The sequence below is a fragment of the Paenibacillus sp. FSL W7-1287 genome (genome assembly GCF_038004245.1).
GTDB classification, from domain to species: domain Bacteria; phylum Bacillota; class Bacilli; order Paenibacillales; family Paenibacillaceae; genus Pristimantibacillus; species Pristimantibacillus camelliae.
Genome location: NZ_JBBORD010000001.1, coordinates 2,575,900 through 2,596,198, shown reverse-complemented (window position 1 = coordinate 2,596,198; position 20,299 = coordinate 2,575,900). Strand labels below are relative to the sequence as shown.

At 43.1% G+C, this 20,299-nt stretch carries 19 protein-coding genes; 18 read left to right on the top strand and 1 reads right to left on the bottom strand.

Annotated features, from left to right (window positions below; genetic code table 11):
• The first annotated feature begins 54 nt into the window (after positions 1-54).
• The 6 genes from lepB to NSQ99_RS11845 all read left to right on the top strand — a co-directional run bounded on the left by lepB (position 55) and on the right by NSQ99_RS11845 (position 5,406).
• Positions 55-768, top strand: coding sequence for a signal peptidase I (lepB, locus tag NSQ99_RS11870; protein ID WP_251665503.1), 714 nt, complete (start codon positions 55-57; stop codon positions 766-768).
• 16 nt (positions 769-784) lie between these two features.
• The gene (gene ylqF / locus NSQ99_RS11865) at positions 785-1,672 is read left to right on the top strand and encodes a ribosome biogenesis GTPase YlqF (RefSeq protein WP_251665502.1); all 888 of its coding nucleotides are present in this window, start codon (positions 785-787) and stop codon (positions 1,670-1,672) included.
• Between the two features lies 1 nt (position 1,673).
• Positions 1,674-2,339 (top strand): ribonuclease HII, encoded by a 666-nt coding sequence (locus NSQ99_RS11860; RefSeq protein WP_340836774.1) that lies wholly within the window; start codon positions 1,674-1,676, stop codon positions 2,337-2,339.
• A gap of 145 nt (positions 2,340-2,484) precedes the next feature.
• Positions 2,485-4,749: a hypothetical protein gene (locus NSQ99_RS11855; RefSeq protein ID WP_340836773.1), complete on the top strand. Its 2,265-nt coding sequence runs from the start codon at positions 2,485-2,487 to the stop codon at positions 4,747-4,749.
• Entirely contained in the window at positions 4,746-5,042 is a 297-nt protein-coding gene (locus NSQ99_RS11850) for an EscU/YscU/HrcU family type III secretion system export apparatus switch protein (RefSeq protein ID WP_251665499.1), read from the top strand. The genes NSQ99_RS11855 and NSQ99_RS11850 overlap by 4 nt, the downstream gene beginning before the upstream one ends.
• On the top strand, positions 5,026-5,406 hold the full coding sequence (locus NSQ99_RS11845) for a YraN family protein (RefSeq protein WP_340836770.1): 381 nt from the start codon (positions 5,026-5,028) through the stop codon (positions 5,404-5,406). The genes NSQ99_RS11850 and NSQ99_RS11845 overlap by 17 nt, the downstream gene beginning before the upstream one ends.
• Positions 5,407-5,603: 197 nt before the next feature.
• On the opposite strand, the gene NSQ99_RS11840 is transcribed toward NSQ99_RS11845, so the two are convergent.
• Complete coding sequence (locus tag NSQ99_RS11840; RefSeq protein WP_340836769.1) at positions 5,604-7,124, bottom strand: YifB family Mg chelatase-like AAA ATPase; 1,521 nt, start codon at positions 7,122-7,124, stop codon at positions 5,604-5,606.
• 293 nt (positions 7,125-7,417) lie between these two features.
• Between NSQ99_RS11840 and sucC the strand changes: the two genes are divergently transcribed.
• The 12 genes from sucC to fliF all read left to right on the top strand — a co-directional run bounded on the left by sucC (position 7,418) and on the right by fliF (position 20,289).
• Positions 7,418-8,578, top strand: coding sequence for an ADP-forming succinate--CoA ligase subunit beta (gene sucC, locus NSQ99_RS11835; protein ID WP_340836768.1), 1,161 nt, complete (start codon positions 7,418-7,420; stop codon positions 8,576-8,578).
• 50 nt (positions 8,579-8,628) lie between these two features.
• Positions 8,629-9,561 carry a succinate--CoA ligase subunit alpha gene (gene sucD, locus NSQ99_RS11830; protein WP_340836766.1) on the top strand — a complete coding sequence of 311 codons (933 nt, stop codon included), beginning with the start codon at positions 8,629-8,631 and terminating at the stop codon, positions 9,559-9,561.
• Positions 9,562-9,745: 184 nt separating this feature from the next.
• Entirely contained in the window at positions 9,746-10,870 is a 1,125-nt protein-coding gene (dprA, locus tag NSQ99_RS11825; protein ID WP_340836765.1) for a DNA-processing protein DprA, read from the top strand.
• Positions 10,871-10,895: 25 nt separating this feature from the next.
• Positions 10,896-12,986 carry a type I DNA topoisomerase gene (topA, locus tag NSQ99_RS11820; RefSeq protein ID WP_251665493.1) on the top strand — a complete coding sequence of 697 codons (2,091 nt, stop codon included), beginning with the start codon at positions 10,896-10,898 and terminating at the stop codon, positions 12,984-12,986.
• Between the two features lie 67 nt (positions 12,987-13,053).
• The gene (gene trmFO, locus NSQ99_RS11815; protein WP_340836763.1) at positions 13,054-14,385 is read left to right on the top strand and encodes an FADH(2)-oxidizing methylenetetrahydrofolate--tRNA-(uracil(54)-C(5))-methyltransferase TrmFO; all 1,332 of its coding nucleotides are present in this window, start codon (positions 13,054-13,056) and stop codon (positions 14,383-14,385) included.
• 62 nt (positions 14,386-14,447) lie between these two features.
• The gene (gene hslV / locus NSQ99_RS11810) at positions 14,448-14,990 is read left to right on the top strand and encodes an ATP-dependent protease subunit HslV (RefSeq protein ID WP_340836761.1); all 543 of its coding nucleotides are present in this window, start codon (positions 14,448-14,450) and stop codon (positions 14,988-14,990) included.
• A gap of 25 nt (positions 14,991-15,015) precedes the next feature.
• Complete coding sequence (gene hslU, locus NSQ99_RS11805) at positions 15,016-16,419, top strand: ATP-dependent protease ATPase subunit HslU (protein ID WP_340836760.1); 1,404 nt, start codon at positions 15,016-15,018, stop codon at positions 16,417-16,419.
• Positions 16,420-16,447: 28 nt separating this feature from the next.
• A complete protein-coding gene (codY, locus tag NSQ99_RS11800) occupies positions 16,448-17,218 on the top strand; it encodes a GTP-sensing pleiotropic transcriptional regulator CodY (protein WP_340836758.1) in 771 nt (256 codons plus the stop codon).
• Between the two features lie 217 nt (positions 17,219-17,435).
• Positions 17,436-17,852, top strand: a complete 417-nt coding sequence (gene flgB, locus NSQ99_RS11795; protein ID WP_340836757.1) for a flagellar basal body rod protein FlgB — start codon at positions 17,436-17,438, stop codon at positions 17,850-17,852.
• 19 nt (positions 17,853-17,871) lie between these two features.
• Positions 17,872-18,330, top strand: a complete 459-nt coding sequence (gene flgC, locus NSQ99_RS11790) for a flagellar basal body rod protein FlgC (protein ID WP_340836756.1) — start codon at positions 17,872-17,874, stop codon at positions 18,328-18,330.
• Positions 18,331-18,355: 25 nt separating this feature from the next.
• Entirely contained in the window at positions 18,356-18,664 is a 309-nt protein-coding gene (fliE, locus tag NSQ99_RS11785) for a flagellar hook-basal body complex protein FliE (protein ID WP_340836754.1), read from the top strand.
• Between the two features lie 41 nt (positions 18,665-18,705).
• A complete protein-coding gene (gene fliF / locus NSQ99_RS11780; RefSeq protein WP_251665485.1) occupies positions 18,706-20,289 on the top strand; it encodes a flagellar basal-body MS-ring/collar protein FliF in 1,584 nt (527 codons plus the stop codon).
• Positions 20,290-20,299: the final 10 nt, after the last annotated feature.

The following is a 20,299-nucleotide window of genomic DNA, read 5'->3' as shown; positions in this document are numbered from 1 at the left end:
ATCAAGCTCCTTTTCGTGTTCCAGGATGATTTTTGACACTAGGAGGATGCAGGAATGGAGCCTAATGATAAATTACCTCAGCTAAACGATGACCAAAGTGAGTCAAATGAAATCTCGAACAAGGATCACGTTCATCCCAATCAAACCGTAGACTCTATCCCAAATCCGAGTGAAAAAGAAGCTCGACAAAAAAAGGCATATCGTGAAATCGTAGAATGGATTAAAGCGATTGCTATTGCCGTTATTTTAGTTCTTGTCGTACGAAACTTCCTGTTCTCTCCATTTATTGTGGATGGTGCGTCAATGGAACCGAATTTTCATACGAAGGAACGTGTTATTGTAAATTTACTTGTCTATAAAATTAGTGAGCCTAGCTATGGCGATGTTATTGTTTTTGATGTTCCTGATGAAGGACGTCGTTTTATTAAACGTATTATTGGTCTGCCTGGTGATACAATAGAAGTACATGGCGATGATGTGTACATAAACGATGAACGTATCGATGAGCCGTATCTTGCTGAGGCGATTGCAGAAAGCCATGCAAGCAATGAAACCTACAACGGGGTTGGTGATTATTTTAGTTTCCCTAACGATAATCATCCCGACAATGTCATTCCAGAAGGACATTACTTCGTAATGGGTGACAATCGAAGCGATAGTAAGGATAGTAGAGCTATTGGTTACGTCTCTGAAGACGACATTATTGGTCGTGCAGATGTCGTAATGTGGCCATTAAATAAATTAAAGTTAATTGAGCATTACAACTAGATGAGGTGAGCAGCACATGGCAATTCAATGGTTTCCTGGTCATATGACCCGTGCGAAACGACAAATACAAGAAAAGCTTAAGCTGATTGATATTGCAATCGAGCTGCTTGATGCACGTGTTCCAATTTCTAGCCGCAATCCAATGATTGATGAGATATTGCTTGGTAAGCCACGACTCATTATATTAAATAAGTCAGATCTAGCTGATCCGCAAATGAATGAACAGTGGAAGCAATATTTTGAGCATGAAGGACATACTTGTGCGATCGTCGATTCCAGTACTGGGACAGGCGTGAACCAAATAGCGTCCCTCACAAAGGAAATACTTAAGGAAAAAATCGATAGACAAATTGCAAAAGGAATGCGTCCAAGACCTGTTCGGAGTCTAATTGTTGGGATACCGAATGTAGGAAAATCAACGTTAATTAATCGCTTGGCGGGCAGAAATGTAGCGATTACCGGTGATAAGCCTGGTGTAACGAAGGGACAGCAATGGATTAAGACGAATCATGAGCTTGAATTGCTTGATACACCAGGGATTTTATGGCCTAAATTTGAAGATCAGATCGTTGGATATCGTCTTGCTATAACAGGAGCCATTCGTGAGCAGATATTGAATATCGATGATATTGGCTATCAAGCCGTAAAGATATTATGTGACCGTTATTGGGACACATTGTCTGAACGTTTTGATCTGGATGAACCGCCTAATGATCTCGAAAACAATATGGAGATTGTACGCATCATGGAAGAGATCGGACGAAAACGTGGCTGCCTAATCAGTGGTGGACAAATCGATCTGGAAAAAACATCGGGCATTATTTTGCGTGAGCTTCGTTCCGGAAAGCTTGGCCGAATTACGCTTGAAGCTCCATTTGACGATATGCCGGTAAGAGAGGTCTAAAATGGAAGAGATAATCGATCAATTAGCCTTTGAGAAGCAGCTATGGCAGCGAGGAATTGAGCTCATAGCGGGCGTAGATGAGGTAGGTCGAGGCTGTTTGTTTGGGGATGTAGTATCTGCAGCAGTTGTCCTTCCGACTGGACTAGTTTTGGAAGGAATTAATGATTCTAAGAAGCTATCCGAGAAAAAACGTGAACAGCTGTATGATCAAATTGTTGAGCATGCCATTGCTTACTCTGTTGCATGTATTCCAGCGCATATCGTGGATATTATGAATATAAAGCAGGCCTCACGTCTTGCGATGAAGCAAGCTGTTGAAGGGCTAACAATCAAGCCAGAATATATGTTAATTGACGCTGAAACGATTGAGCTGCCGATTCCACAGGAGGCGATAGTGAAAGGCGACGCCAAAAGTCAGTCTATCGGTGCTGCCTCCATTCTTGCTAAGGTTACAAGGGATCGTCTATGCAAGCATGAATGGAACGAGCGCTATCCGGAGTATCAGCTTGATAAGCATAAAGGCTATGGTACAAAGCTTCATAATGAATTGATCCTAGAGCACGGGCCTACGCCCATGCATCGTAAGACATTTCTCAGAAAACTGCTCGGTGAGCAGCTTGAGGACAGGTGGAATAGGATGAATGTTCAAGCTAGAGCTAGCGATTAGTAGGGAATACCTGCTAATCGCTAGTTTTTTATATAGAAAATGTCGCCTTTAGTACAAATATGCGCAACAAAATTACGATGAATCTTCACGAATACAGCATGCTCAGCCGATAATAAATAGTAGCAAGAAAAGAGGTGAACGGCTATTGTTGAACGTTAATCGTATGAAAGGCATCCTTGGTGATGCGGTAAGCAATGATGTAAGGACCTTGGAGCTACGTGTAGGTCAAATTGTACGGGGGGTAGTGCTTCAGCAATATCCGAACAATGAAGCTACCGTATCGATCAATGGTGTGCATGTGAGAGCTAAGCTAGAGGTGCCAATTATGGAAGGCCAGGCCTCTTTGCTACAGGTACAACCAGATTCAAGGGGTGGGCAGATCCATCTAAAGCAAGTCGATCCAACAACGATTGGACTGCAGGATCCAATGAAGGACATCCTTAAAGCTTTGAACCTGCCAGATAAACCATGGGCTAATGAGCTTGTTAAAGATTTACGCAAAGAAGGATTTGCTTTAAATAAAGAGACTGCTGCAGCATTTCAGCGTGCAGCACAGCTTGCGCCTGCAGGTGTGAATCAAGAACAATGGATGCAGGCGGCTGCAACGGTATTCAAGCGTGGGCTGCCGATGAGTGCAGCTACCATCTCTGCTATACATCAGCTGCAAAGCGGTACTCCGGCACATGAGCTGTTGGGGCAGCTGCGAGGACTGCTAACTGTGCCAAATAATTCTGCTTCACCAGTGACGAATGCAATCATATCGCAGCTAGCTTCATTACTAGAGGATGGTGCGGAGCTAATACGACAACTACCTTCACAATCTGCAGGTATAGGGCAATCACAGACGAGTGGTACAGGCAATCAAGCAGCTTCACAGCAACAGGGCGGAGTAGGGGTTCAAGCTTCTCAGCAGCAGAGCGTTGTCAGTAATCAAGCAGGAGTTCAACAACTGAGCGGCACAGGTAATCAAGCAGCTTTACAGCAGCTGAGCGGAGCAGGCAGTCAAGCTGCTTCACAACAACAGGGCGTTGTTGGTAATCAAGCGAGTGCACAGCAGGCGAGCGCTATCGGTAATCAAGCAGGAGGGCAACAGGGGAGCGCCGTAGGCACTCAAACGGGACTACAGCAAGGCGCAGGACTGCAAGCAACGTCCGCAGCGGCTCATAGTCAGCAGGCTTCAGCGTCGTGGCAAACTAGCGAGTCTAACGGACTGAACGGGCAAGCCTCCACTACAGCTCAGTCACAGGGGTCAGCAGGTCAACAGCCTGTGGCAGCTAACCAATCAGGCGTGAATGTACCTGGAAATGGTTCGAGCCTATTGCCTCAGCTATTGAAATGGCTAGGAGTGAATTATGAAGCGACGCTAGGCAAGCAGCTAATGCAGCAGCAAGGTACGGTTTCACCACAAATGACACAATCAGCTGAGCAGTCGAGCTTGCAGCAAGTTCACACTAGCACGTCGCAACCTTCTCAGTCGGGTGCTCAAACGGCTACGCAGCCTCCAAATCAACCAGCATCAGCTGCTATGCCGATGGCTGCAACAACGACTCAGCCAGTGGCAAACGCTGCCCAGCTTATGCAGCAAGCAAGTGCAGAGCAAGTGACAAACACTACTACGCAGCAGGCAGGTCAATCGCCAAGTTCAGTCCAAGGGCAAGTCACTGCACAGCTTATGCTTCAGCATGATCAAGCAGGTGGAGCTGCTTCAACACAGCAGCAGTCTACGAGTCAGGTGACTCCGCTTAGTGTGCAGCAAGCTTCAGTTAACAGTGCGCAGCAAGAGCTGAGCCAAGTACAGCAGCAAGCAACGTTGGGGACTCAACAATCGCTACAACAGTCGTCACATGATAATATAAAGTCGGCAATTATTCAATTGCTCGGTCAGCCAGATGTATCAGTTCAGGTCAAGGAGACAGCTCAGCAGCTGCTTCATGCAATTACAGGTCAGCAGCTTATGCTGACGGCAGAACGGAATCACTCATTGTTCTCTCATATTACGATGTACATCCCGATTAAGGATGCGAACAATGGGCAGACAGCAGCCGTTCATATTCAAACACGTAGAGATCGCCGTGGTGAGCTGGACTCCGAAAATTGTCGCATCGTATTCGATCTGCAGATGAAATCGCTTGGTCCGACGTTAGTAGATATGAACATCGTCAATAAAATTGTCAGTCTTAATCTATGGAACGATCATCCGGCAGTGGCACCGATTATCGAATCACTTAAGCCAGAAATTAGCGAGGCATTGTATGACCATGGATACATGCTATCCTCAGTAAGAGCAACACCCGTTCCGATAAAAGAGGATGAGACTGTAAAGCCAGAAGAGGGCAGAGCGGTCATTATCCCACCTGACATCGATCAGTTAAGCTCCACTAGATATAAAGGAGTAGACTTTAAAGTATGAATGAGAAAATGACTAGGCTCAAAAAAGCAGTGGCGATGAAATATGATCCTCTCACTAGCTCTGCCCCTGTCGTTATTGCAAAAGGTCAGGGAGAGCTTGCTGAACGAATATTGGAATCAGCGAAGGAGAATGGTGTTCCGATCCAAGAGGATCAATCGCTAGTAGAGGTATTATCGAAGCTTGATATTGATCAAGAAATACCACCTGAGCTTTTTGCGGTAGTTGCGGAAATATTGAGCTTCGTATATCGAGCCGATCATCGTGCGAAAGTGTGGGATGATGATGAATCGTAAGCAGATCGGGTTGCTTGGAGAAAATTATGCGGCTCAAGTATTGCGGAGGAAGGGACTCACGATCATTGCTCGCAATTGGCGATGTCCAGCAGGAGAGCTGGATCTTGTTGCTAGAGATGGCGACGTGGTCGTATTTGTCGAGGTTCGTACTCGAACGATTTCCACATTACAACAGAACAAAGAGCAACGCTTTGGCTCAGTTCTTGAAGCAGTCACAGTGCATAAGCGCACCCAAGTAAAGCGCATAGCAGAAATATATCTCTATCAGCATCGTTTAGCGGAGCAGTCCGTACGCTTTGATGTTGTATTAGTAGAAAAAGCAGGAGACCAACTAAGCGCTACACATATCGAGCATGCGTTCTAGCTTATGAAAAATTCTAAAGCAAGAAAATAAAACGTGATTCGCTATGCTTGATCAACTATCGGATAATAATAAAAGGCATGTTTTCGAGAAACCGAAAACATGCCTTTTATTGTGATAAGGACTGTTCATTGAATTAATTTAATTGAAAGTTTTGCAATTGTCTTGAAGTGTATTGAAGTTTCACAGTAATATCTGCCTTAAAACAGATCCAGCTTGCGGTATTGAATCGCTTCTGCAATATGAGGAAGCTGGATGCTGTCGTTGCCCTCAATATCGGCGATCGTACGAGCGATCTTAATGATGCGATTGTAGCCGCGCATGCTTAGACCGAGCTTGTTGAAGGCATGCTCCAGAAGTGCAGCGCCTTCCTTAGGGATCGGGGCGTAGACCTTTAAAGCGGAGGATGGAAGCTCACTATTATAGGAATAAGGTTCAGAATGATATCGTTGCTGCTGAATGGCAATAGCTTTAAGAACTTTAGCCTTCAGTTCCTTAGAACTATATGCTAGATCCTGAGTGTTGTGGACAAGTGTCTGTGGACGACCGATATCCAGCTGTATGTCGATGCGATCAAGCAGTGGACCTGAAAGCTTCGAGCGATAGCGCTGAATCATTTGGTGTGTGCATGTGCAGCTAGTTTGTTCTGTTGCAAAGCCGTGATAGCCGCAAGGGCACGGGTTGCAGGAAGCAGCTAGCATGAAGGAGGCAGGGAAAGTAATATGATGCCTTGCACGTGAGATCGTCACAGCTCGCTCCTCTAATGGCTGCCTGAGCAGCTCCAGCACTTGCCGGGAAAATTCAGGGAGCTCATCTAAGAACAGTAGGCCATGATGTGATAGCGTAACCTCGCCAGGCTTAGGGTTGCCGCCTCCTCCAATAAGACCAGCAGTAGAGATCGAATGGTGTGGCGCCCGAAAAGGAGGCTGTCGCTTCAGTGTGCTATCACTTAAAGACAGCTTGCCCGCAACGCTATAAATTTTCATCACTTCAAGCGCTTCAAGCTCTGAGAGCTCTGGTAGTATTGTAGGCAATCGGCGCATCAGCATCGTTTTTCCAACGCCTGGTGGTCCTGATACAATGATATTGTGCCGCCCTGCAGCAGCGATAAGTAATGCTCGCTTCGCTTCCTGTTGTCCGACGATATCGGTTAGATCAAGCATGGATGTTGGCTCATTAGATACCAAGTCAGACTGTGTTTTCAACGATTCGGATGTCTGAAAAGTTAGCTCCTTGAGCTCACTAAGGTGTGTAATGCTGCAAATATCCATTCCTGACAACATTCGTGCCTCATGCTCGTTACCAGCAGGCAGGATCATTTTAATAAAGCCTGACTGCTTTGCATATTGCATCATTGCCAGTACACCATGAATTGGACGTACCGTACCATCCAGGGACAGCTCGCCTATAAGCAGCATCTGAGTTAGCTCAGTTTCCAGCTGGCCGGAGGCTTGCAGTAAGCCTGCCGCAATCGCAAGATCAAGGCTGGTCCCTTCCTTTCGTATTGCAGCGGGTGCAAGATTAATCGTAATCCGCTCCAGTGGGAACTGAAACCCGCTGTTCCGAATAGCCGAACGTACTCGGTCTACGGACTCTCTAACCGCTGAATCGGGCAGACCGACTACGGCAATTTGTGGGATGCCGCTAGATATATCGACTTCAACGGTTATGCCTACACCATCAACACCAACGACGATGGCGCTTTTTACTTCTGTATACAAAAAAACACCTCCATGTATGGAGGTGCTTCCTCACTTCTATGTATTACTCTATTATTGTAGCATAAAGCATATAGTAATAGCATAAAGAAGTCGATAAAATCTTAATAAAACTGCAAGAGATGTCAAATTTAGTAGTAAATCGTGCTATAATCTCAAATTGAGATTAGTATGATAGCAAAAACAGCACACTATTTTTTAAGAAAGAGAGGATAAAAATCTAGAAAGATGTTACAATGTAAGCAGTTTCTTTGAACATATTACTGCAATAAGTCAGTGAAATGGAGGATTTCAACATGAACATCCATGAGTATCAAGGTAAAGCTGTACTAAAACAATACGGCGTCGTGGTACCTGAAGGTAAGGTTGCATTTACAGTTGAGGAAGCAGTGAAGGCTGCAGAAGAGATCGGCTCAGGTGTTGTCGTCGTTAAAGCTCAAATTCATGCTGGTGGCCGAGGTAAAGCTGGTGGCGTCAAGGTAGCTAAAAATCTAGATGAAGTGCGTACATACGCTTCTGAAATTTTAGGTAAAACGCTCGTCACTCATCAAACAGGGCCTGAAGGCAAAGAAGTAAAAAGACTTCTAATTGAACAAGGCTGCGACATTAAGAAAGAGTACTATATTGGTGTAGTGCTTGATCGAGTAACTGGTCGTGTCGTAATTATGGCATCAGAAGAGGGCGGCACAGAAATTGAAGAAGTAGCTGCTCAAACTCCAGAGAAAATCTTCAAAGAAGTCGTTGATCCAGCAATTGGTTTGCAGGCTTATCAAGCACGCAAATTAGCATATGCGATTAACATTCCGAATGAGCTAATTAACAAGGCAGCCAAATTTATCCTTAGTTTGTATAGCGCTTTCGTGGAAAAAGATTGCTCTATTGCCGAAATTAACCCACTTGTTGTTACAGGTGATGGACAAGTTATGGCGCTGGACGCAAAGCTTAACTTTGATTCCAATGCTTTGTTCCGTCATAAGGACATATTAGAGCTGCGTGATCTTGATGAAGAAGATCCGAAGGAAATCGAAGCATCCAAATTCGACCTAAGCTACATCGCGCTTGATGGCAACATTGGCTGTATGGTTAATGGTGCAGGTCTAGCAATGGCGACGATGGATATTATTAAATATTACGGCGGCGAACCGGCTAACTTCCTTGACGTTGGTGGCGGTGCTACAACTGAAAAAGTAACAGAAGCATTTAAGATTATTCTATCTGATGAAAAAGTAAAAGGTATTTTCGTGAACATTTTTGGCGGTATTATGCGTTGTGACGTTATCGCCAACGGTGTAGTTGAGGCTGCTAAGCAAGTAGGCCTAGATCGTCCGCTTGTTGTTCGCCTTGAAGGAACGAATGTTGAGCTCGGAAAGAAAATTCTAAATGAATCCGGCCTAAACATTGTAGCGGCTGATTCCATGGCTGACGGTGCTCAGAAGATTGTCGCACTGGTGCAATAGTTGATTGAGACATAGCTTAAACACGAAAACATTCAGAGGATGTGGGTTAAGTGGCAATTTTAGTAAATCGTGATACAAAAGTAATTACACAAGGAATTACTGGCGCGACGGGATTATTCCATGCCAAGGGCGCCCTTGATTACGGTACGCAAATGGTGGGCGGCGTAACACCAGGTAAAGGCGGTACCAATGTTGAAATTACACTTGAGGATGGCTCCGTTGTTTCCTTGCCTGTATTCAATACAGTGGATCAAGCGGTTCAAGCAACAGGTGCAACAGCTTCAGTTATTTACGTTCCACCAGCATTTGCTGCGGAAGCAATTATTGAAGCGGTTGACGCAGGCATTGAGCTTGTTATTTGTATTACAGAAGGCATTCCTGTGCTTGATATGGTAAAGGTTAAGCGCTATATGGAAGGCAAAAGCTCTATTCTAATTGGACCTAACTGTCCAGGTGTCATTACGCCAGGCGAATGTAAGATTGGTATTATGCCAGGCTACATTCATACACCAGGTCATGTTGGGGTTGTTTCTCGCTCTGGTACATTGACGTATGAAGCGGTTCATCAGCTTACGACACGCGGCATCGGTCAATCAACTGCTGTTGGTATTGGCGGTGACCCGGTTAAAGGCTCTGAGTTCATCGATATTCTGCATCGCTTCAATGAAGATCCTGATACGCATGCAGTTATTATGATCGGTGAAATCGGTGGTACTGCCGAGGAAGAAGCAGCAGAATGGATCAAAGCGAATATGACGAAGCCAGTTGTAGGCTTCATTGGTGGCGCTACTGCACCTCCAGGGAAACGTATGGGTCATGCTGGAGCGATCATCTCAGGCGGAAAAGGAACAGCAGCCGAAAAGATCGCTACATTAGAAGCATGTGGTGTACGCGTTGCTCCAACTCCATCCGAGATGGGATCTACGCTTGTGAGCCTGCTTGAAGAAAAAGGCATGCTTGATAAAGTAAGAACGGTTAAGTAAATGTATAGGGTATGATAGGCAAGAAGCCTTATCTCTGTTAACGGAGATAAGGCTTCTTTTTTATCTATTTGTCTAATTTGTTAGAAAATTTAATCTAATTCTAGAGCAATACTTGCAATTACTAATATAAATAAGGCACAATGAAGAGGTGTTTGCAAGATTTGCTCCTTATGAGGGTGAATCCATGGATAAACTACAGTTAAAGCACTATGTTATTGAGCTTATGAAGCTTGAAGGAATAGGCTGGCACAGTGTAGAACGTATGCTGAAGCACGCTATATTAATGTCTAATCATTGGTCAGAGGAGCAGCTTCAGGAGCTTGGCTTCCAGAAGAAGCATGCTCAGCGTCTCTGTCAATTTCAACTAGACTATGTTCAGCCTAGTATCGATGAATTGCTCGAAAGAGAAGCCAAGCAGCCTTTTCACTCCATCTCAATCTGGGATGATCATTATCCTGAGCGGTTAAAGCATATTGCGCAGCCGCCATGGGTTATATTTGTAAAAGGGCGGTTAGAGCTGCTGAAGCGTGATGCTATTGCGATTGTTGGTACTAGATATCCGACTTCCTATGGCATACGATGTACGAAGCAGTTTAGTGAACAGTTCGCAGAAGCAGGCATCTCCATCATAAGTGGCTTCGCCAACGGTATTGATACGATTGCTCATAAGCACGCTGCCGTGCACCACGCGAGTACAATTGCAGTGCTGCCTAGCGCGATTAATCAATGCTATCCAGCAAACAATTACGCATTATATGAGCAGCTAGCAAGTGAAGGGCTGCTTCTATCTGAGAGCATGTTAAGCTCTCCTATACATCCAGGACAGTTTCATCAACGCAATCGAATAATTGCTGGCTTAAGCTGTGCAACGATCATTATTGAAGGTGAGAAAAAAAGTGGTTCCATGATTACAGCTAGACATGCAATGGATATGGACCGAGAATTATTTGCAGTACCAGGCTCGATTTTTTCTAATAAAAGTGAAGGACCAAACTTTCTTATTGAGAAAGGATATGCTAGAATGCTATTGTCCTCACAGCAGCTGTTTGAAGAGCTACCATGGTTGAACGAGAATGTGAACCGTAATGAAAATTCCTTGAATGAAGAACAGGGCGTTCGACAACAGAATCTTATATTATCTGATGAAGAACAAATGATCTATACATTTATTACAGAACAGCCCCGCTCGATAAACGAAATTCATGAACACACATTAATCCCGTTTGGACATTTGAATGTTCTTCTGCTAAATTTATGTATAAAACAAATCATAGAGCTACAGCCTGGATCGATATATCACGCATTGTAACTTGTTTCAAGAGGAGGCACCTCGAATGGCAGATTCGTTAGTAATAGTAGAATCACCCGCCAAAGCCAAAACGATTGGTAAATATTTAGGTAGCAAATATATTGTGAAAGCGTCCATGGGACATATACGTGATTTACCTAAAAGTCAATTTGGTGTTGATGTGGAAAATAATTTTAGTCCAAAGTATATAACGATCCGCGGGAAAGGGTCGATACTTAAAGAACTAAAGGATGCAAGTAAAAAAGTTAAACGTGTTTATCTAGCGGCCGACCCCGATCGCGAAGGAGAAGCGATTGCATGGCATCTTGCTCATTATCTTGAGGTTGATGGTACAGAGCCGTGTCGCGTCGTATTTAATGAAATTACAAAGCAAGCAGTAAAGGAAGCATTCAAGACACCTAGACAAATAAATATGGATCTTGTAAATGCTCAACAAGCAAGACGTATACTTGACCGCTTCGTCGGTTATAAAATAAGTCCTCTATTATGGAAGAAAGTAAAAAAGGGCTTGTCAGCTGGACGTGTGCAGTCTGTTACCGTGAAGCTCATCATTGATCGTGAAAATGAAATCGATGCGTTCGTACCGGAGGAATATTGGTCCATTACGGCGAAGCTGGAGCATCGCGGTCAATCATTCGATGCAAAGTTCTACGGTTTAAATGGAAAGAAAAAAGAATTAAACAATGAAGCCGAAGTCAATGAAGTATTAAGCTTCATAAAGAATGAAAGCTTTACGGTAGCAGAGGTGAAGGAGAAAGAAAGACTTCGTCATCCCTCTCCACCATTTATTACGAGCTCGCTGCAGCAGGAAGCAGCAAGAAAGCTTGGATTCAGAGCGTCGAAGACGATGTCGGTAGCGCAGCAGCTCTATGAAGGGGTTGAGCTTGGCAAGGAGGGTACAGTCGGTCTAATTACTTATATGAGAACGGACTCGACGCGTATTTCACCTGTAGCACAAGAAGAAGCTCGAACCTATGTGACTGAGAAGTATGGTGCAGACTATATTCCGGCAGAAGCTAGACAATATACGAAGAAGAACAGCGGTGCACAAGACGCGCATGAAGCGATTCGACCAACTTCTATTTATCGCGACCCTGAAACGATGAAGCCCTTCTTATCTCGTGATCAGTTCCGTCTATACAAATTAATTTGGGACCGTTTTGCTTCCAGTCAAATGTCTTCAGCTGTACTGGATACAATGACTGTAGATTTTAAAGTTGGAGAGGCAACCTTCCGCTCTACAGGCTCTAAAATTAAATTTGCCGGCTTCATGAAGGTCTATGTAGAAGGTAATGATGATGGGACTGTTGAGGAATACACCTTCTTACCAGCATTAGAAAAAGATGAGAAGCTATCGCCTGCAGATATTGATCCGAAGCAGCATTTCACTCAGCCGCCACCGCGCTATACAGAAGCAAGGCTAGTTAGAGCACTTGAGGAGCTTGGAATAGGCAGACCAAGTACGTATGCTCCAACGCTAGAGACGGTACAGAAGCGTGGCTATGTTGCGCTTGAAGAGAAAAAGTTTTTCCCTACTGAGCTCGGAGAATTAATTAATCAATTAATGGAAGAGTTTTTCCCGGAAATTCTAAATGTAGAATTCACAGCAAATATGGAAGATAATCTAGACCATGTAGAAGAAGGAACAGAGGACTGGGTTAAAGTATTGAGTGATTTTTACGAAACCTTTGAAAAGCGACTTCAGGTTGCTGAAGAAGAAATGAAGGAAATCGAAATTCAAGACGAAGTGTCTGATGAGCTTTGTGAAAAGTGTGGCAAGCCTCTTGTCTACAAAATGGGGAGATTTGGAAGATTTCTTGCTTGCTCAGGCTTTCCAGATTGCCGGAATACAAAACCGATCGTAAAAGAGATTGGCGTTGTGTGTCCGAAATGTAACAAAGGACATATTGTAGAGCGTCGTAGCAAAAAAGGTAGAATTTTTTATGGCTGCGATACGTATCCTGAATGCGATTATGTGTCATGGGATAAGCCTACGAACAGAAAATGTCCGAATTGTGATCAGACATTAGTAGAAAAACGTAATCGCAACGGCGCAAGATTACAATGTACAGGCTGCGATTTTACGGAAGAAATCGTGGAAGAGCACGAGGATTAATAACAGCTAAAACGACGAATCATCCTCCCTACCTGGGAGGATATTGTCTTTCTATGCGTAAAGTCAGATGAGGAGATGGAAGTCATTGAATAAACAAAAGGTTACCGTCATTGGAGCGGGTTTAGCAGGCAGTGAAGCAGCATGGCAAATCGCAAATCAAGGGGTAGAGGTCGTACTCTACGAAATGAGACCAGTAACAAAAACGCCAGCACATCACACCAATCAATTTGCTGAGCTTGTATGCAGTAATAGCTTAAGAGCAAACGGGCTGACGAATGCGGTCGGCGTACTTAAGGAAGAAATGCGTATTCTTGATTCAATTATTATTAGCAGTGCAGATCAGCATGCGGTTCCAGCTGGCGGTGCACTAGCAGTAGATCGTGAAGGCTTTTCAGCTGAAGTGACTAACCGCCTGCGCAATCATCCGTTAATTGAAGTTAGAAATGAAGAAGTTACTAAAATACCTGAGGATGGCATCGTCGTCATTGCAACGGGTCCACTGACTGCGGAAGCATTATCTAATGAGATTAAAGGCCTACTTGGTGAAGAATATTTTTACTTTTATGATGCAGCAGCACCGATAATCGAAAAAGATTCTATCGATATGAGCAAAGTATACTTAGCTTCACGCTACGATAAAGGCGAAGCCGCTTATTTGAACTGTCCGATGACAGAAGAGGAATTCAATGCATTTTACGATGCATTAATTACTGCAGAGGTGGCGCAGCTAAAAGAATTCGAAAAAGAAATTTACTTCGAGGGCTGTATGCCGATTGAGGTAATGGCTACTCGCGGGAAACAAACGATACTGTTCGGACCTATGAAGCCAGTTGGTCTTGTTAATCCGCACACAGGCAAAATTCCTCACGCTGTGATTCAGTTAAGACAGGATAATGCTGCTGGGACGCTATATAATATGGTAGGCTTCCAAACGCATTTGAAGTGGGGAGAGCAGAAAAGAGTATTTCAGATGATTCCTGGGCTTGAAAACGCAGAGTTTGTTCGCTACGGTGTTATGCACCGCAACACGTTCATTAACTCGCCAAGCCTATTAAAGGCGACTTATCAAACAAAGAAACGTGAGAACTTATTTTTTGCTGGCCAGATGACTGGGGTAGAAGGCTATGTTGAATCTGCAGCATCAGGATTGATCGCAGGCATCAACGCCGCTAAGCTCGCGAAAGGTGAAGAGTTAGTTGAACTACCTCAGGAAACAACACTAGGCAGCATGGCACGTTATATTACAACCGCTGACTTTAAACATTTTCAGCCGATGAACGCAAACTTCGGTCTTTTTCCACCTCTTGAGAATAAAATTCGAAATAAGAAGGAAAAAAATGAAGCTATTGCTAATCGAGCATTGGCGCAAATCGAGAAATTTAAACAGCAACATGTATAATTTGTTATCTCGTTATAGTGTACTTATTGAAGATAACAACTAATTAGGAGGGAAAACGAACGATGGAGATGCAATTTCACGCCACAACAATTTGTGCAGTCAGACATAACGGCAAGGGAGCGATTGCCGGCGATGGACAGGTAACCTTTGGAAACTCAATGGTTATGAAAGGAACAGCAAAAAAGGTTCGGCGCTTATATCGTGGACAGGTTGTCGCTGGATTTGCAGGATCAGTAGCAGACGCCATTACTTTATTTGAAAAATTCGAAGCGAAGCTAGAAGAGCATCATGGTAACCTACAACGGGCTGCTGTTGAGCTGGCTAAGGAGTGGCGCTCCGATCGTGTACTCCGTAAGCTTGAAGCGATGATGATCGTAATGGATAAGTCAGGCATGCTGCTTATATCTGGAAACGGAGAAATTATCGAGCCAGATGATGATGTGATCGCCATTGGTTCTGGAGGAAGCTTTGCGCTTGCAGCTGCACGTGCTTTGAAGCGTCATGCAACAGATCTGGAAGCAAAGGATATGGCAAGAGGTGCGCTAGAAATTGCTGCAGAAATTTGTGTATATACGAACCATAACATTATAGTGGAAGAAATCTGATCTTATCGAAAGTGGGGCGATGTGTATGAATAACAAGGCATTAACACCGCGAGAAATCGTTGCAGAGCTTGATAAATATATTGTAGGTCAAAAAGAAGCAAAACGTTCTGTAGCTGTTGCGCTGCGCAATCGCTATCGTAGAAGTAATCTTGATGAAAGCTTACGTGATGAGATCGTTCCTAAAAATATTCTTATGATCGGTCCAACAGGTGTCGGTAAAACAGAAATTGCTAGACGTCTAGCAAAGCTGGTGAAAGCACCATTCGTTAAGGTTGAAGCAACAAAATTTACGGAAGTCGGCTACGTTGGTCGTGACGTAGAGTCCATGGTTAGAGACCTCGTTGAGACTGCTATTCGGATGGTTAAAGCTGAGAAGGTCGTCTATGTGCAGGACGAAGCTGAAAAGCTTGCAAATGAGCGCATCGTTGATTTGCTAGCACCAGCACAGGCAAAGCAGAAGTCGAATAAAAACCCATTTGAAATGCTGTTTGGCAACATGCAGTCAGAGCAAGATGATGAAAAGGACTCCACCGTAGATCAAGGACTACAAGAGCGAAGAGCTAAGGTCCGTGAAGATTTAGCAGCAGGAAAGCTAGAAAATGAAAAGGTACAAATCGAAGTAGAGGATAACTCGCCATCTATGATGGATATGCTTGCTGGCGGCCAAGGCATGGATAGCATGGGAATGAACATGCAGGACCTGCTGGGGTCATTGATGCCTAAAAAGCCTAGAAAGAGAAGTCTGCCTGTGAAGGAAGCAAGAAAAGTGCTTACTCAGCAGGAAGCGAATAAATTAATTGATATGGATGAAGTTATTACTGAATCCGTTGTACGCGCTGAGCAAAGCGGTATCATATTCATCGATGAGATTGATAAAATCGCTGCCCCTTCTCGCGGCTCAGGACCGGATGTGTCGCGTGAGGGTGTACAGCGAGACATTTTACCAATTGTCGAAGGCTCGACGGTTATAACGAAGTATGGCCCTGTTAAAACCGACTACATACTTTTTGTAGCGGCAGGTGCCTTCCACATTGCTAAGCCGTCTGATCTTATACCTGAGCTTCAAGGGCGCTTTCCAATTCGTGTTGAACTTACATCTCTTTCTGAGGATGACTTTGTAAGTATTTTAACAGAGCCGCAAAATGCACTGACGAAGCAGTATACGGCGTTACTTGAAACAGAAGGTATAACCGTTGAATTTTCTGAGGAAGCGATTAGAGAGCTTGCATCCATTGCTGCTGAGGTCAATCGTAATATGGAAAACATTGGAGCAAGACGTTTGCATACAATTCTCGAGAAGCTGCTTGAGGATCTTTCCTTTGAAGCCCCTGAGCTTACGCTGGAGCATATGACGATTACTCCTGAATACGTAAAAGCTAAACTGGGAGGTATTGCTAAAGATCGAGATCTAAGTCAATATATATTGTAGCAGGAACAGTTTTAGGAGGCACTTCGTAATGAGTCTATTGAGCAAAACAAGAACATTAAATCGACTGTTGCAGCGAGCTGCAGGCAAGCCGGTTAGCTTTAGAGAAATGGCAGAAGTATTAAGCTCCACTATATTAGCAAATGTGTTTGTTATAAGTCGTCGCGGCAAAATATTAGGGTGCGCAGCACTAGATGTCCATGCACATGACTATTTACGTTCTTTACAGACAGAGGAACTGCGTTTCTCGAACGAGATGAACAATATGATGCTACGTATTGATGAAACAAACATAAATTTAACTCCATCCGCGATGCAGTCAGACATCATTAGTAGATTAGGCGTGATGGAAACTATGGCAATAGTACCAATTATGGGTGGTGGTGATCGATTAGGCTCCCTACTCCTCATGCGCCAAACAGAAAGCTTGACTGATGACGATTTAGTGCTGGCAGAGTACGGTAGTACTATAGTCGGAATGGAAATTTTAAGGGAAAGAACAGAAGAGGTTGAGCAAGAGGCGCGAAGCCGAGCGGTAGTATCTGTTGCAATTGGCTCGTTGTCCTATAGTGAACTTGAGGCTGTCGAACATATTTTTGAGGAACTTGAAGGTAAGGAAGGCTTGTTAGTTGCCTCAAAAATCGCTGACCGAGTAGGAATTACACGCTCTGTCATCGTAAATGCTCTTAGAAAGCTGGAAAGCGCAGGGGTAATTGAGACGAGGTCTCTAGGCATGAAAGGCACATACATTAAAATACTTAATCATCAGTTACTTCAAGAGCTTGAGAAGAATAAAGCTTAATAAAAAGGAAAAAATTGTCGTGGTTAAAAAGTCCTAACTCTTGTAGAAGTTAGGGCTTTTTTCTTATTGTGTAATTAGCTGGAATTAAAGAAAATGTAGTTATATGTTTCGACGTATTATTATATTTTTTTAATGTTTCTGTATAAAAATAAAGGATTTTGTGGATTAGTGTTGAATAATTCCTATTAGCAAGTATGAAAGAGAGTGGTGAAACTTAGTGAAACTTGTCAATAACGCTTCTTTTCAGCGTATGGAATCTGCCCTTTTTACTGCTGAAGCTAGGCAACGTGTGATATCCAACAACATAGCAAATGCTGAAACACCTAATTTTAAGCGCTCCGAATTAGTTTTTGAGGACTTAATTGCCCAACAAATGGGTAAATCGAACGAAAAAATCCAAGGTAATCTTACCCATGAAAAGCATATCTCCATTGGTAATGGTAATTTAGGCTTGCCAACTGCTAAGCTTGTTACAGATCAATCGACATCAATGAACAGCACAACGAAGAATAATGTCGATTTAGATGCAGAAATGGCATTACTAGCTAAAAACCAATTAAATTACAACCTATATGTTCAACAGCTGAATCACGAATTTTCGATGATGAGAATCGCAATTACAGGAGCGAAATAGGTTCAGGAGGTAAGAATACATGAAGATTACGAATGGTTTTGATATTAGTGCTTCCGCGTTAACAGCGAATAGAATGCGTATGGATGTTATTTCATCAAATATCGCAAATGCTGAAACGACTAGAGCAGATTTTGTAAATGGGGAATATGTCCCATATAAACGTAAGCTTGTCGTGATGAATTCAAATGAGCAATCATTTTCTCAGCTATTTAATAAGGCGTTAGATGGGAAAGCTGAATCAAATAAATTAAAGGGAGTCAGCGTAGCTAAAATAATGGAAGACTCCTCACCAACGAAGTTGGTATATAATCCATCGCATCCCGATGCGAATGCGGATGGTTATGTACATATGCCTAACGTTGATATCGCGACAGAAATGGTTGATATGATTGCAGCTGTTCGGGCTTATGAATCGAATGTAACAGCACTGAATGCTACCAAATCTATGTTTGTAAAGGCATTGGAGTTGGGGAAATAAAATACGGAGAGGATTGAGTCACTAAATGATCGAGCATGTGTCAACTAAAGCTATCAATGCTCTGAAAACAATTAATGTAAATCAAACTGAAAAATCACCAACAACATCAGAAATAACTAAATCATTTGGAGAATATTTGAATAACGCACTAAATGACGTTTCTGCATTAGAAGCAGACGTTCATAAAAAGAATGATTTATACTTAGCGGGTCAAGTGGATGCTACTGAAGTACTGATTGCAGCAAGTCAATCTCAATTAAGTTTGCAACTAACCTCAGAGATTCGCAATAAAGTTGTGGCAGCGTATCAAGAAATAATGAGAATCCAAATCTAGGATGACTTGTTACCTGCATAGAACGCGGATGAGGTGAAGACGTGAACGAAAGAGTAGCCCAATATGTTAACAAAGTGAAAACCAGTTTTCAGCAAATGAGTAATAAGCAGAAAATATGGTTAAGTGCATCGAGTATTGGACTGATTGTAGCAATCGTATTAATGACAATTATTTTTACAAGAACTGAATATGAGGTTGCTTTCAAAAATTTGGATACGATGGATTCAGCAGCTGTAATTAATCATTTGGATGCTGCGGGAATTCCATATAAGCTAAATGCTACTGGATCAGAAATTTCTATTCCAGCGAAAGATGCTGCCCGAGTTCAGATCGATGTGGGATCTCAGGGTTTAATCCAAAATGGATCGCTAGGCTTCGCTGAAACATTTGGAATAGGGACAAGCTCACTTGGGACGACAGAAAATGAGTTCAACGTGAAAAAACAAAGCGCCATTAATGGTGAGGTTCAGAAGCTGTTAAATAACTTGAATGGCATTGAAAGCTCTAAAGTGCTCATTACAATGCCAGAGGAAAGTGTGTTTTTAACGACTGAGGAACTAAACAAGCCTTCTGCTGCTGTAGTCCTAACCTTTACGAGCGGATATCGACCTTCGCAAAAGGACATCGATGGCTACTATAATTTGATAAAAGCAGCGGTTGGTAATATCGATACACAGGATATTACGATTTCAAGTCAGCAGCTAGGAGAATTGATTTCTTCTGAAGCGAGCGACTTAATCAATGGCGGAACTAACGTTATTGAGACGCAATTTAACATACAACGAAAATATGAGCAAGAGATTAAAAATCAGATTCAACAATATTTAAGTCAAATTTATGGCGTTGATAAAATTGTAGTTAGTATTTCTAGTAGCTTGAACTTCGATAAGAAATCAAGCCAGGAAAGTCTTGTGTTGCCACTAGAAAATAATAACAATAATGGAATTATTATCAGTGAACAGTTAGAATCAAGCTCCAGTACGAATTCACAAGCCTCAAGTGGCGTTGTCGGGACAGGAGAAACTGATATCCCGACCTATCAAACTGGATCAAATGGAGACCAGAGTGAATCCGAAAGTAACTCTACCATTCGAAACTATGATGTAAATCGTATTAATAACATTATTGAATCGCAAGCGTATGTCGTAAAGGATCTTTCGATCAGTGTCGGCTTTGAGGCTTCAGAGCTAGCAAGTGATGCAGATCAAGCTGCGATTACGAATTACTTAGCAAGCTTTGTACGTAGTCAATTGGCTAATTCAGGCCAAGACCTAACAAGTGATGAAAACCTTCAGCAAAAGGTGACGTTAATAGCTCGTAACTTCGATGAAGAAACTGCTGTTGCTCAGGAAGCTGGAATTCCGATGGCTTGGATTATTGGCTTGTCTGCACTAGCTTTAGCAGCGATTATTGCATTAATTGTTGTATTGCTTCGTCGCCGTAAAGCTCAAGCTCTTGAAGATGAGATGGTTGTTGAAGATATTCCTGAACGACCTGCCTATGAAACAATTGATCTTGAAAATCTGCAAAATGATAATCAAGCTCGCAAAAATCTTGAACAACTTGCCAAACGCAAACCTGACGAATTTGTCAACTTGCTTCGTACCTGGCTAGTAGATGAATAGAGGTGCTGTA